10 protein-coding genes are annotated in these 13,302 nt (G+C 68.2%); 5 read left to right on the plus strand and 5 right to left on the minus strand.

Going from position 1 to position 13,302, the window contains the following annotated elements; all coding sequences use genetic code 11:
• Window positions 1-35 precede the first annotated feature (35 nt).
• Entirely contained in the window at window positions 36-200 is a 165-nt protein-coding gene (locus ABT115_RS19910) for a hypothetical protein (RefSeq protein WP_351791348.1), read from the plus strand.
• Here the strand turns inward: ABT115_RS19910 and ABT115_RS19915 are convergent.
• A complete protein-coding gene (locus ABT115_RS19915; RefSeq protein ID WP_351791351.1) occupies window positions 197-1,102 on the minus strand; it encodes an oxidoreductase in 906 nt (301 codons plus the stop codon). The two genes, ABT115_RS19910 and ABT115_RS19915, sit on opposite strands and share 4 nt — an antisense overlap.
• A gap of 480 nt (window positions 1,103-1,582) precedes the next feature.
• Window positions 1,583-2,365 (minus strand): SDR family oxidoreductase, encoded by a 783-nt coding sequence (locus tag ABT115_RS19920; RefSeq protein ID WP_351791354.1) that lies wholly within the window; start codon window positions 2,363-2,365, stop codon window positions 1,583-1,585.
• Between the two features lie 80 nt (window positions 2,366-2,445).
• On the opposite strand from ABT115_RS19920, the gene ABT115_RS19925 reads away from it, so the two are divergent.
• Window positions 2,446-3,285: a hypothetical protein gene (locus tag ABT115_RS19925; protein ID WP_351791357.1), complete on the plus strand. Its 840-nt coding sequence runs from the start codon at window positions 2,446-2,448 to the stop codon at window positions 3,283-3,285.
• Window positions 3,286-3,464: 179 nt separating this feature from the next.
• On the opposite strand, the gene ABT115_RS19930 is transcribed toward ABT115_RS19925, so the two are convergent.
• From ABT115_RS19930 to ABT115_RS19940, 3 genes are all read right to left on the minus strand, one after another.
• A complete protein-coding gene (locus ABT115_RS19930; RefSeq protein ID WP_351252989.1) occupies window positions 3,465-3,671 on the minus strand; it encodes a DUF397 domain-containing protein in 207 nt (68 codons plus the stop codon).
• Between the two features lie 222 nt (window positions 3,672-3,893).
• The gene (locus tag ABT115_RS19935) at window positions 3,894-4,763 is read right to left on the minus strand and encodes a helix-turn-helix domain-containing protein (protein ID WP_351791359.1); all 870 of its coding nucleotides are present in this window, start codon (window positions 4,761-4,763) and stop codon (window positions 3,894-3,896) included.
• Between the two features lie 282 nt (window positions 4,764-5,045).
• Window positions 5,046-5,768: a GOLPH3/VPS74 family protein gene (locus ABT115_RS19940; RefSeq protein ID WP_351791361.1), complete on the minus strand. Its 723-nt coding sequence runs from the start codon at window positions 5,766-5,768 to the stop codon at window positions 5,046-5,048.
• 144 nt (window positions 5,769-5,912) lie between these two features.
• On the opposite strand from ABT115_RS19940, the gene ABT115_RS19945 reads away from it, so the two are divergent.
• The 3 genes from ABT115_RS19945 to ABT115_RS19955 all read left to right on the plus strand — a co-directional run bounded on the left by ABT115_RS19945 (window position 5,913) and on the right by ABT115_RS19955 (window position 13,235).
• The gene (locus ABT115_RS19945) at window positions 5,913-8,285 is read left to right on the plus strand and encodes a D-alanyl-D-alanine carboxypeptidase family protein (RefSeq protein ID WP_351791364.1); all 2,373 of its coding nucleotides are present in this window, start codon (window positions 5,913-5,915) and stop codon (window positions 8,283-8,285) included.
• A gap of 323 nt (window positions 8,286-8,608) precedes the next feature.
• Window positions 8,609-11,167, plus strand: coding sequence for a D-alanyl-D-alanine carboxypeptidase (locus ABT115_RS19950; protein WP_351791367.1), 2,559 nt, complete (start codon window positions 8,609-8,611; stop codon window positions 11,165-11,167).
• 181 nt (window positions 11,168-11,348) lie between these two features.
• A complete protein-coding gene (locus ABT115_RS19955) occupies window positions 11,349-13,235 on the plus strand; it encodes a DUF8823 domain-containing protein (RefSeq protein ID WP_351791369.1) in 1,887 nt (628 codons plus the stop codon).
• The last annotated feature ends 67 nt before the right edge of the window (window positions 13,236-13,302 follow it).

Genomic DNA, 13,302 nt, shown 5'->3' on the forward strand with positions numbered 1-13,302 from the left:
CTCCCTATCGTGGGGGAGGTCGTAACATGGGGCGGATGAGCGATGGTGACGGCGCGTCCGACGACAATTCGGCCTCCAGCGGCTCCGGATCCCGAGGGTCCAGGGGATCCCTGTCATTGAGCACCTTGTTGCGCGCTGCCCGGTGGGAGACTTTCGCCATCCTCGCCGCGCTGATCATTCTCGTCTTCGTCTTCTCCTAAGGGTTGTGTTGCAGGGACTGGAGGCGTGCCATTTCGTCGTCCGAGAGCCGCACCGCGCCGGCAGCCACGTTCTCGACGAGATGGTCCGGATCGCCGGTACCCGGGATGACCAGCACGTGCGGTCCTTGTCGCAGAGTCCATGCCAGCCGAACCTGCGCGGCCGACACACCGTGCGCGCGGGCGACGGAGAGCACCGCTTCGCTGTCGGCGGCGCTCGCGCCTGCCTCGCGTCCGCTGCCGGCGATCGCGAAGAACGGTACGAAGGCGATACCGAGCTCACCACAGGCCTGCAGGAATTCCTGCTCATCGCTCGGCGCACCGACACTGTAGGAGTTCTGTACGCAGACGACCGGTGCGATGGCTCGGGCCTCGGCCAGGTGCTCGGGAGTGGCATTGGATATGCCGAGATGGCGTATGAGCCCGGCATCGCGCAGCTCGGCCAACGCGGCGAAGTGCTCGGCAATCGAGCTGCTTCTGCGGCTCGGCGGTAAGCGCAGATTCACAATGTCCAGGTGATCACGGCCGAGTTGGCGGAGGTTCTCCTCGACCTGGCCGCGCAACTGCTCCGGCCTGGCCCACCACCACGCACCCGAGGGGTCCCGGCCGGGCCAGACCTTGGTCGCGATGACCAGATCATCCGGGTACGGCGCGAGCGCCCGGTTGATCAGCTCGTTGGCGGAGCGCTTCGACGAGAAGTAGAACGCGGCAGTGTCGATGTGGTTCACACCGAGCTCGACCGCGCGCCGGAGCACGCTGATCGACCGCTCGCGGTCACTCGGCATCCCGAGGTCGAAGGGGGCGCTGCCCGTCAGGCGCATCGCGCCGAACCCGACGCGGTTGACGGTCAAGTCACCGAGCTTCCAGGTACCCGCGACCGCTGCGGTGTTCGTCTGTGAGGTCATGGTCAGCCACACACCCTCACGGGAGCGACGAACGGGGTCCGGATGCCGGGCGGCAGTTCCGACCGACCCGGTACGGGCCGGCGCTCCTCAAACGTGCCGTGGCGGAACATCGACCGAAGACGCTCCGCAACGGGGTGATCGTCGATCGTCGCGAGGCGCACACATACCTCTGGCATGAATCTCCTTTGCGTGAAGGAACGGATGATGGGCGCTGGTCCTGTCCAGGTCACCGGGCAGGACCAGCATCTCTGCAGCGGGTCCACCCCGAACAGGGGCAAGACGGCCCCGGGCATGAAAAAAGCCTCCCGGGCGGATCCGAATCCGCACCGAAGAGGCACAAGCGACGACCGGCATTATGCCAGGGAAGGAAGCGTCTGGTCAACGGCGGATCTACTCCTCAACGAGAAACGTCTGATGAGTGAGACGTCGATCGAGTCGGGCGATTCCCCACGGAGGAGAACTGCCCTTTCGGACTCGGCTCTACCGCATCAGCTCGCCGGCATTGACCAGCAGGGACTGCCCGGTGATCGCCCGCGCCCGGTCCGAGGCCAGGAACGCGGCGGCGTCGGCCACATCGCCGTCCGTGGCAAGTTCCGAAAGCGCCATGCGCTCGGTGAGCCTGCCCAGCACCTCGGCCTCGGGTACACCTTCGGTGTGCGCCGTGAACCGTACGTACGCCTGCACCGGCGGACCCCACATCCAGCCGGGCAGCACCGTGTTCACCCGGATCCGGTGCGGGCCGAATTCCCGCGCCATGGAGTACATCGCCGAGGTGAGCGCCCCCTTCGAGGCCGCGTACGCCGCCTGCTGCACCTGGGACGGTGCGGCCACTGAGGACTGCGTGCCGATGATGATCACCGAGCCGCCCCGCTCCTTGAGCCCGGGCAGGCAGGCGCGGGTCATCCGTAGCGTGCCGAGCAGATTGACGTCGATGACCGACTGCCAGGTGGCGAAGTCGGCACCTTCGATGCCGCCGAAGTAGCTGTCCCAGGCGGCGACATGGACCACCGCGTCGATCCGCCCGAACCGCTCCAGCGCCAGCGCGGCGAGCGCCTCGCACTGTGCCTCGTCCGTGATGTCGGTGGCCAGATGGGCGGTGTGTCGGCCTTCCGGGTCGATCTCCGTGGCCGACTTGGCGAGATTCGCGGCGGTGCGCGCCCCGAGCACCGCCCTGCCGCCGTCCCGTACGACCGTCGCCGCGACCTGGTGCCCTAGCCCGGCGCCCACCCCGGACACGATGACGGTCTTCCCCGCGAGCAACATCGGTGGCCTCCCGGCTCTGGCAGTTCGTCTGACGGCGCGTCAGAGTAGGACGCCGCTGCGGAGTACGGAAGGGGAACGGCATGAGCGACGAGACGCGGAGCGACACCTACGCCGAACTGGCCGCGCTGGGACCGTACGGAGTCCATCCTGGCCACGCGCTGATCACCATGGTCGAACCGCATCCGGGCCATGAGTACGCGTACAACCGCTGGTACGAGGACGACCACTACTACGCGGGGGCGATGGCGATGCCCTGGATGTTCGCTGGGCGCCGCTGGGTCGCCACCAGGGAACTCCGGGAACTGCGTTACCCGGAGAAGTCCGCGGTCGCCCGGCCGGTCGGCGCCGGTTGCTATCTGTCGACGTACTGGGTGACGGACGGGCGCTACGACGACCACATGAAGTGGACCGTCGGGATCAACAAGCGACTGAACCGGGACGGCCGGGTCTACCAAGACCGCACCCATGTGTTCACCTCGTTCCAGGATCACGAGGCGACGGTCTACCGGGACGGAGCTGCGGGGCCCCGGGACTTCCACGCACTCGACCACCCCTACCGCGGGCTGGTCCTTCAGGTGATCGACGCCGAACGGGGCGAGCAGCGGGCCGAGTTGCTGGAATGGCTGCGCTCGCGGCATCTGCCGATGCGGCTGGGCGGCTCCCCGGCTGCGATGGTGACCGTCTTCCGTCCCACGCCGCTGCCGGGCGACCGTATGACCTATGTGAAGCAGGTCGAGGGTGTCGACACCCGGTTGACCCTGCTGTGGTTCCTCCAGGAGGACCCGCGGGACTGCTGGGACGGGCATTTCACCGGTCTCGACGCGATGGTCGCGGAATCCGGCCTGGGGCAGGTGGAGCTGGTGGCGCCGTTCATCCCGACCGTGCCCGGCACCGATCTCCACGTCGACCAGCTGCGCTGAGGGCCCCGGATCTCCGGGGCAGGAATTCTCCGGTCGGGCATTTCCCGTTCGCGCGTTCTGCGGGGCAAGTATTTTCCGGGGCAAGCATCGAGCCCCCTCGGCCAGGACGGCGGACCGGTCGAGAGGGCTGCCGGCAACACCGGAATCGATGCTGCGATGCGAACGGTGGGAAGCATTGGTCAGGCGTCGACGGCACCCTTGCCGACGTCACGTACGAAGGCGTTCCATGCGGCGGGGACGAACGTGATCGAAGGGCCCTCGGGGGCCTTCGAGTCGCGTACGGCAATAGCCCGCGCGAGAGGGGACTTGACTTCGACGCAGGCGCCGTTGCCCCCGGAATACGAGGACTTCGTCCACTTGTCCGTAGCACCCTGACGAATGGCCATGTTCACTCCGGTTCAGAGAGTCGTGTGAAAGACGCCAACAGCGTTCCGGTTGGCGTGATCGACGCTACTCGCCAAGTCCGTTGAGCGAAGGGGCTGTTCACTCGACCGGATGGTATGAACCACTACGGCTTCCACCGTGGGCGGGCGGCGGTGTACCTTGCCGCCGCCCGCCCGTAACATCGCTCCAATTTTCGCATACCGGACCTTGTGGGCTGTCCGGTTTTACGCGCCCGAGCGCCCGGCGTACTCCTTCGCGATGGCGCTGATGAAGTGCCGGGTCTGCTCCACATTCAGTGCTTGTGCCCGCAGGTGCTCGTACATGACGCTGTACCGCTGCACATCGTTGGCTTTCTCCAGATAGAGGTCGCTGGTGACCCCCTCGATATAGACGACACTGGAGTCCGCGACGTCCGGGAATTCCAGAACGGCGTACTGCCCGTTGATACCGGGGTGCGCACCCATCTCGAACGGCAGCACCTGCACGGTCACATGCGGCAGGTGCGACAGCTCGACCAGCTGCTCCAACTGCTCGATCATCACCTGCGTGCCGCCGACCATCCTGCGCAGCGCGGACTCGTCGATCACCGCCCACAGCCGCAGCGGATGCTCCGGGGAGGTGATCCGGTCCTGGCGGCGGGCCCGGACGCTGACACGCTTGTCGATGTCGGTCGGCGGGGCCTCCGGCAACGCGCCCTGGATCAGCGCCTCGGCGTAACTCCGGGTCTGCAACAGGCCCGGGACCACCTGGGGTTCGTACACCCGCAGTGATTCGGCATCGGTCTCCAGACCGATATAGACGCTGTACGGGATGTCGCCGAAGGCATGCCACCAGCCCTGCTGGCGCGAATCCTTGGCCATCTGCATGAGCGAGTCGACGATCCGTTGATCCTCGACCTCGTACACCCCGCACAGATCGCGCACATCGCGCTGGCTGATAGAGCGGCGGCCGTTTTCCAGGCGGCTGATCTTCGACTGCGAGACAAGCAGCCGCTCCGCAACCTCTTCGGCCGTCATGCCCTTGAGCTCGCGCAGTCGGCGCAATTCCTGGCCCAACCGGCGTCGTCTGACGGTGGGATTGACGTTGGACGGCACGGAAACGGCACCTCCGGCTGTGTAGCTGTGCGTATCTACTTCTGAGCAGATTGCCACCCCTGCCCCCGGCCGCGCTGGGAAATGGTCACACGCAAGCGCGCGGGGCAGCCATGATTCCGGCTGCCCCGCGCTTGGTGCGACTCCCGAACCGGGTCTTTGGGGACGACGGTGCGGCGGTATTCGGTTGGTGCTGCGGTGCTGCGGTGCTGCGGTGCTGCGGTGCTGCGGTGCTCGGTGCTGTGGTGCGTGTGACGACGGGTGCGTCCTAGTGTGTGTTTCGCCCTAGCGGGCCGCGGTGTGCGCCATGCTGCCGCGGCGTGACTGCGACTGCACTTGCGGTTGCAACGATGCTCCGGCCGCCTGGTTGCGGCGCGGCTGCGCGGCCGCCCCGTTCTGGACGTCCATCACGGCATGCGCCACGAGTCCGCCCATCGGGTCGTGTCTGATCAGGTCCCGGAGCCGGGAGCGCGATGAACGCCCCTCGTTCCCGGGATACAGGTGCTTGCCGAGTCCGACCGCGTGGGCCAGCGCGGCGAGCGCCGCGGTCCGCGGGTCTGGCGGTACGCCGGTGCGGATCGCACTGTCCAGCCTGGCTCTGATGTCCCGGCTGATCGCCGTGTCGGTCGCCTGGTAGCGAGTTGTCGGCAGTACTCCGCACATCTGGCCCGCCACGGCATGCACCATGCCGCATCGCTCCAGATGAGCGAGGTAGATCTGGCGCAGCCCCAGCCGGGGTCCGCCAATCCAGTGGACTGCCCGAACCGGGCTGCCGCGTCGGCGCAGCAGTTCCAGTGCGGAGTCCAGAGTCGGATCTCCTGTCGGCCGTGGCATCACCACGGCGATACGATCCCCGTCAGGGGCTATCCGTCCTGCCAGAGCCAGCTCCACTAGCTGAGCTCCGGCGAGGCCGAGGTCGAGCGACTGCGGCTGCGCTGTGGTACCCGTGGCCGGGTCCAGAGCGAGCAGCAGAAGCTCCTCCGGAATTGTTCTTCGGCTCCTGCCCATCCATGCCTCCCCGCGTGGATGCATGACAGGGTGACCCCTCTCACATTGGTCTGTCGAGGGTGCCTGGGTGCTTTGTAAGGGAACCAGTGAATATGTCGTTCTCGTCTAGCAGCCGGGCCGGTGGTTCACACGGGACACTGATAGATGGTTTCGGACAGCACGGGGATGTCCCCGCGCCGCATGGAGGAGGAATTGGTGGCGGGCGAGTCCCCCGACAAGCCGAAGCAGCAGAAGTCGTCGGGGACGGCTCGGAGCGAGAGCGATCCGAGGCTTGCCGTCCGCCGCGAACCGTCCGCCGAGGGCGAGGTCGGCGGCACGACGGACAAGGCGACGGCTGTTTTCCGCACGGGGCCGGGGTTGTCAGGCGGCGGCGACGGCAAGGCGGATACGGCGACGGCCGTCTTCGGCGTGAGGCCGTCCCGGGACAGCGAGGGCGACCGGGACAGCGAGGGCGACCGGGACAGCCAGGGCGACCGGGACAGCCAGGGCGACCGGGACAGCCAGGGCTCGGAGCAGCCGGAGCACTCCGGGACCCAGGAGGGCTCCTCGGGCGCCGAGGGGGCGGGAGGGGCCGCTGAGGGCCCGGAGGGGGCCTCTGAGTCCTCCGATGGGTCCTTTGAGGCCGCCGAGCCCTCGAAGGACGCGAAGGACGCGGACGACGCGGAGAGCGTGGACGTTGCCGAGGAGGGGGGTGAGCGGTTGCGTGTTGCGGTTGCCGCTTGGGCGGCGAAGGGCGACGGCGAGAGCGACGAGGGCCCGAAGGGCGACGCGAAGGACGTCAAGTCCGAGGACGAGGCTGTACCTGACGCCGGCACAGGCACCGCGGCGGAGGGCGACGCGCCTGAGCCGGTTACTCCGGCTGACGGCGCCTCGGACAAGGCGACCGTGTCGGGTGACGCCGACGCCGACGCCGATGCCGACGCTGCGGACGCGCCGTCCGACAAGGCCCGGGTTCCGGGGAGACGCGACGAGACCGCTGCCACCGAGGACGCGAGAGACGCGGACGACGCGCAGGACGCTGAGGCTTCAGAAGCCGACGCCAAGGACAGCGCTGACGCGGACAAGGCCGACACCGCCGAGGACAAGCGCGGAATTGATCAGTCGACCGCTGTCTTCAGGACGCCCGCCGCGGCCAAGGCCGACCAGCCGACGACCGCGCTGAAGATCACCCCGCCTCCCGAGTCGAAGCCCGAGTCCACCGCTGAGCGGACCACGCAGCAGCCGACGCCGCCCAAGCCGCCGCTCGACCTGCTGGCCGAGCTGACGAACACGCCCCCGCCGCCGGAGACGCCGGTCCGCACCGCTGTCCGCCGGGTCAAGATCTGGACCCCGCTGGTCATGCTGCTGCTGATCGTCTTTGCGACTGTGCAGATAGTGCGCCCGCTTCCGGAGCCCACACTGATGCTGTCCGCAGACCCCACGTACACCTTCGACGGCGGGAAGATCGACATGCCGTGGCCCGCCGAGGGGCAGGGCGCTGTCGAGGTCGAGGGTGTCGGCACCATCGGCACCTATGGCGCACAGAAGCCCGCGCCGATCGCCAGCGTCGCGAAGGTGATGACGGCGTACGTGATCCTCGAGGAACACCCGATCACCGGTAACCAGGTGGGAGAGAAGATCGAGGTCGATAAGAAGGCGGGCGAAGAGGCCAACCGCCCCGACGAGTCGACCGCCCCCATCAAGGAGGGGCAGAAGTTCACACAGAAGCAGATGCTCCAGTTGCTGATGATCCCGTCCGGCAACAACGCGGCGCGCCTGCTCGCCCGCTGGGACGCGACGACCGAGGAGGCCTTCGTCGAGAAGATGAATGCCGCGGCCAAGGATCTCGGCATGACGAACACGACGTACACGGACCCAAGCGGTCTCGAGTCGTCCACCGTGTCCACTCCCACCGACCAGCTCAAGCTGGCCGAGGCAGTCATGCAGAACGATGTCTTCCGCGAGATCGTGAACATGCCCCAGGCCGATATCCCGGGCGTGGGGAAGACGATCTACAACAACAACGTGATCCTGCTGGAGCCCGGTGTGAGCGGGATCAAGACCGGCTCGTCGACGCCTGCTGGTGGCAACCTGCTCTGGGCCGCCGACACCATTATCGACGGCAAGAGCCGCCGGATCATCGGAGTGGTGATGGGCGCTGACGTGGACGGCACTCTGGACGCAAAACTGCAGCGCGCGATCCAGAACAGCCTCAAGTTGATCCAGGCCGCACAAAAGGGCGTCGGCTCCACCACTGTCGTGAAGAAGGGCGATGTCGTCGGTTACGTGGACGACGGCCTCGGCGGCAGGACCCCCGTGGTTTCCACCAAGGACCTCAAGGCGATCGGCTGGAGTGGCCTTCAGGTGAAGCTCAACATCGACGAGGGCGACGAGCAAGTCCCGCACTCAGCGGCTTCCGGCACGGTGGTCGGCGAGGTGACAGTCGGCACTGGTACTGGCGAGGTCTCAGCGCCGATTGCGCTCCAGAAGGACCTGTCCGAGCCAGGTTTCGGGCCGAAGCTGACCCGGATCTCGTGACCTGTCGAATTCACCACGGCTGGACGGTGGCTCCAGGAGACAATTCCCTGGAGCCACCGTCTCCCGGCTGCGAACTCAGCCGCATTGTTCCCAGTTGTTGGTGTACGAGGCTTCGGTGGTGCCGCCGCTGGCTGGGCTCCGGCGAGGCCGAGGCCGAGGCCGAGCGGGCTCCTGCCCATCCATGCCTTCCCGCGTGGATGCATGACAGGGTGACCCCTCTCACATTGGTCTGTTGAGGGTGCCTGGGTGCTTTGTAAGGGAACCAGTGGGTATGCCGTTCTCGTCTAGCAGCCGGGCCGGTGGTTTACACGGGACACTGGTAGATGGTTTCGGACAGCGCGGGGATGTCCCCGCGCCGCATGGAGGAGGAATTGGTGGCGGGCGAGTCCCCCGACAAGTCGAAGCAGCAGAAGTCGTCGGGGACGGCTCGGAGCGAGAGTGATCCGAGGCTTGCCGTCCGCCGCGAACCGTCCGCCGAGGGCGAGGTCGGCGGCACGACGGACAAGGCGACGGCTGTTTTCCGCACGGGGCCGGGGTTGTCAGGCGGCGGCGAGGGCAGCGAGGGCGGCAAGGCGGATACGGCGACGGCCGTCTTCAGGGCGCGGCTGTCCGACGACAGCGAGGACAGCCAGGGCTCGGAGCAGCCGGAGCTCTCCGGGACCCAGGAGGGCTCCTCGGGCGCCGAGGGGGCGGGAGGGGCCGCTGAGGGCCCGGAGGGGGCCTCTGAGTCCTCCGATGGGTCCTTTGAGGCCGCCGAGCCCTCGAAGGACGCGGAGAGCGTGGACGTCGCGGAGGACGCGGAGAGCGTGGACGTCGCCGAGCCCGCAGACGCCGCGGGGGGCGGGCCCGTCGATGCCACGGCGCCCGAGGAGGGGGATGAGCGGTTGCGTGTCGCGGTTGCCGCTTGGGCGGCGAAGGGCGACGGCGAGAGCGACGAGGGCCCGAAGGGCGACGCGAAGGACGTCAAGTCCGAGGACGAGGCTGTACCTGACGCCGGCACAGGCATCGCGGCGGAGGGCGACGCGCCTGAGCCGGTTACTCCGGCTGACGGCGCCTCGGACAAGGCGACCGTGTCGGGTGACGCCGACGCCGACGCCGTCGCCGCGGACGCGCCGTCCGACAAGGCCCGGGTTCCGGGGAGACGCGACGAGACCGCTGCCACCGAGGACGCGAGAGACGCGGACGCGAGAGACGCGGACGACGCGCAGGACGCTGAGGCTTCAGAAGCCGACGCCAAGGACAGCGCTGATGCGGACAAGGCCGACACCGCCGAGGACGAGCGCGGAGTCGATCAGTCGACCGCTGTCTTCAGGACGCCTGCCGCGGCCAAGGTCGACCAGCCGACGACTGCGCTGAAGATCACCCCGCCTCCCGAGTCGAAGCCCGAGTCCGCCGCCGAGCGGACCAGCAAGTTCGTACCCCTGCGCGGTGACGAAATACGGCCGCCGGCGCCCGCACCCCGCAAGCCCGAGCCGCCGGCCGCACCCTTCGCCGCGACGCCCAGCACACCCAGCACACCCGGCACACCCGGCACACCCGGCACGTCGGCCCCCGCCCCCTCGCTCACCACCGCTGAGCGGACCACGCAGCAGCCGACGCCGCCCAAGCCGCCGCTCGATTTGCTGGCCGAGCTGACGAACACGCCTCCGCCGCCGGAGACGCCGGTCCGCACCGCTGTCCGCCGGGTCAAGATCTGGACCCCGCTGGTCATGCTGCTGCTGATCGTCTTTGCGGCCGTGCAGATAGTGCGCCCGCTTCCGGACCCCGAGCTCCAGATGTCGGCGAAGCCCACGTACACCTTCAAGGGCAGCCAGCCGTCGCTGCCGTGGCCCGACGAGGGCCAGGGCTACATGGTGGCGACCGGTCTCGGCACCGTGGACTCGTTCGGCGAGCAGAAGCCTGTGCCGATCGGCAGTGTGGCCAAGGCGATGACCGCGTACATCGTGCTCAAGGACCACCCGCTGAAGAGGGGCGAGGAGGGTCCGTCCATTACGGTCGACGCCAAGGCGGAGTCGGAGGGGAAGCTGGACTCGGAGGGCGAGTCGACGCTCAACACCGTCAAGGAGGGCGACAAGCTCACCGAGAAGCAGGCGCTCTCGGCCATCATGATCCCGTCGGCCAACAACATAGCGCGGTTGCTGGCGCGCTGGGACGCGGGTTCCGAAGAGGCGTTCGTCAAGAAGATGAACGACACCGCCAAGTCGCTCGGCATGAAGAACACCACGTACACCGACCCGTCCGGTCTTCAAGAGACCACCGTCAGCTCGGCCGAGGACCAGGTGAAGCTCGGCCAGAAGCTGGTGGAGATCCCGGCGCTGATGGACATCACCAAGCAGCCGTCGTGGACCGACCCGTCGGGCAAGACCCATCGGAACTACAACACCCTCGTTCCGTACGACGGCGCGCTCGGTATCAAGACCGGCTCCACCACCAAGGCCGGTGGCAACCTGCTCTTCGCAGCCCACAAGATGGTTGGCGACACCGACCAGCTGATCGTCGGCGCCGTGCTGGGCCAGCACAAGTCCCCGATCATCGACACGGTCAACGCGGCCAGTAAGGAAGTCATGGTGGCCACCCAGGATCTGCTGGAGAACGCCAAGGTCGTGAAGAAGGGCGACGTCGTCGGTACCGTCTCCGACGGACTGGGCGGCAGCACCCCGGTGGTCGCGACCAAGGACGTGACGGCGGTCGGCTGGCCCGGCCTCACGGTCAAGCTCGAACTGACCGATGACGGCAAGACGATCCCGCATTCGGCGGCAGCAGGCACCCACGTCGGCACGCTCACCGTGGGTGAGGGCACCAGTCAGGTGAAGGTGCCCGTCGCGCTGCAGAACGATCTGGTGGAGCCGACGTTCCAGAAAAAGCTGACCCGGCTCGGCTGACCGGCCGATGGCCGAAACGGCCCAGTAGCAGGAAGAGGGTGCCGGTCCCGGCACCCTCTTCCTGCTTGTGTACGTGCTAGCGTCCCGGAGCAACTCGAGGATGCTCGAAAGGCGTCCTCACAGATATAGGGGATACGGGATACCACGGGCCGGCGGACATGGGGAGACGGGGAGAGCCGTAGTGGCCACCGCAGAGCCGAAGCTCGGCCATGAGGCGGCCGACAGCACAGGCATGAAGGGCAGCAGCGGCAGCGCGCGGACAGTCGCGCCCGCCACCCCGGACGCCCCCGAGCCACGCATCGCCCCATCCCGGCGGACCCGCGCCGAGCGGCTGCTCCGGCACCCGGTGACGATCGCGACCGCAGTCGCCGCAGTCACCCACGTGCTCTGGTTCTTCTTCTTCGCGAACAGCGGCGGCGACCTCGCGGCCCAGGATGCCTGGGCCGAGTTCGCCGGCCGGCACCCCGGCACGGCGTACAACCTTGCCTGGTACGGGGGCATGCACCCCGTCTCGTACAGCGTCGTGTCGCCGTATGTGATGTCGGTGCTCGGCGTGCGTACGACGATGATGGTCGCCGGGACCGTGTCGGCTGCGCTGACCGCGTTGATCCTGGTCCGGGTCCGGGCCGTCCGTAATCCGCTCGCCTGCTCGCTCGCCGGGGTGTTCGCGTATCTGTGCAACGCGCTGTCCGGGCGGGTGACGTTCGGGCTCGGCATGATGTTCGCGGTGGGTGCGGTGGCCGCGGTGTTCTGCTGGCCGAACCTCCGGTGCGAGCACCGGCTCCACGAGAGCAACTGTCGCTGCGCGTCTCGCAGGAGGTGGGCGAAGGCGGCCGTCGCCGCCCCGCTCGCCGGGCTCGCAACGGCGAGCAGCCCCGTGGCCGGACTGTTCCTGGGTGTGGTCGCCGCCGCGCTCTTCCTGAACAAGCGGCGCCCCGGGGCGTACGCGCTGGGCCTGGCCCCGGTCGCGGTCGTGGCGCTGTCCGCGTGGCTGTTTCCGTTCTCCGGTACGCAGCCGATGTCGATCGCGACCCTGTCGCTGCCGTTCCTCTTCGCGGTCCTCGTCTTCGTTCTCGTACCGCGCGACTGGAAGACGGTCCGTACCACAGCCGCCGTGTACGGCATCGGGACGCTGCTGACCTATGTGGTCGACTCACAGATCGGCTCGAACGTCACCCGGATGGCGATGCTGTTCGCCGGTGTGGTGCTGCTCGCCGCGCTGCCGTACACGGCGCCGCGCTCCCGGCGCTGGTACGCGCTGGTTCTCGCGTTCGTCGCGATGAACATCTGGATCGGCTTCAAGACCGTCCACGACATCGTCCGGACCGCCCCGACCGCCTCCTGGGCGCGTGAGCTGGCGCCGCTGGTCAATGAGCTGCAGGAGGTCGGCGCGGAGCGCGGCAGGGTCGAGGTCGTGCCCGCGAGTAGCCACCGGGAGGCGTCCGCGCTTGCGCCGTACGTCAATCTGGCCCGTGGCTGGAACCGGCAGGCGGACATGGAGCGCAATCCGCTCTTCTACGACGGCACCCTGGACAGCGCGAGCTACCGCGAGTGGCTCGACCGCTGGGCGGTGCGCTACGTGGTGCTGCCCGAGGGGAAACCGGATTCCAATGGCGCGGTGCAGGAGGCGGAGCTGGTCGACGAGGGGCTGCCGTATCTGAAGCCGGTCTGGGCGGACGCCAACTGGCGGCTCTTCGAGGTCGACAGCCCGGTGCCGCTGGCCGATCCGCCGGCCACGGTGGACCGGGCCGGTGCGGGTGAGCTGACCATCCATGTGAAGACGGCCGGCCGGATCCTGATCCGTATCCCGTACTCGCCCTGGCTCGCCCTGGTCGATGACGAGGGCAAGAGCGTGGAGCGGCCGCAGGAGACCGAGGAGTCCAAACAGCGCGAGGGCGAAGGCAGCCCGCGAACCTTCGCCAACACCAACGGCTGTCTGATCCAGGCCGAGCAGGACAAGGACGGCGACGAGTGGACGGAACTGCTCGCGCCGCGGCCGGGCGTGTACCGGCTGGGCGCGCCCTACCAGCTGTCACCCGGCACGCCGTGCCCGGAGGAGCTGCGCTGAACCAGGCCGCCGTCGCAGGGCAACAGCGCGACGCACCTCAGTTTCTGGCTGACTTCGCCCAAGGGCT

This window comes from Streptomyces sp. NPDC001832 (assembly GCF_040297265.1).
Lineage (GTDB): Bacteria > Actinomycetota > Actinomycetes > Streptomycetales > Streptomycetaceae > Streptomyces.

What these genes read in the sequence shown, in the direction of transcription:
- ABT115_RS19910 (WP_351791348.1), top strand. Translation starts at nt 36, where the DNA reads ATGAGCGATGGTGACGGCGCGTCCGACGACAATTCGGCCTCCAGCGGC.
- ABT115_RS19915 (WP_351791351.1), bottom strand. Translation starts at nt 1,102, where the DNA reads ATGACCTCACAGACGAACACCGCAGCGGTCGCGGGTACCTGGAAGCTC.
- ABT115_RS19920 (WP_351791354.1), bottom strand. Translation starts at nt 2,365, where the DNA reads ATGTTGCTCGCGGGGAAGACCGTCATCGTGTCCGGGGTGGGCGCCGGG.
- ABT115_RS19925 (WP_351791357.1), top strand. Translation starts at nt 2,446, where the DNA reads ATGAGCGACGAGACGCGGAGCGACACCTACGCCGAACTGGCCGCGCTG.
- ABT115_RS19930 (WP_351252989.1), bottom strand. Translation starts at nt 3,671, where the DNA reads ATGGCCATTCGTCAGGGTGCTACGGACAAGTGGACGAAGTCCTCGTAT.
- ABT115_RS19940 (WP_351791361.1), bottom strand. Translation starts at nt 5,768, where the DNA reads ATGGGCAGGAGCCGAAGAACAATTCCGGAGGAGCTTCTGCTGCTCGCT.
- ABT115_RS19945 (WP_351791364.1), top strand. Translation starts at nt 5,913, where the DNA reads ATGGTTTCGGACAGCACGGGGATGTCCCCGCGCCGCATGGAGGAGGAA.
- ABT115_RS19950 (WP_351791367.1), top strand. Translation starts at nt 8,609, where the DNA reads ATGGTTTCGGACAGCGCGGGGATGTCCCCGCGCCGCATGGAGGAGGAA.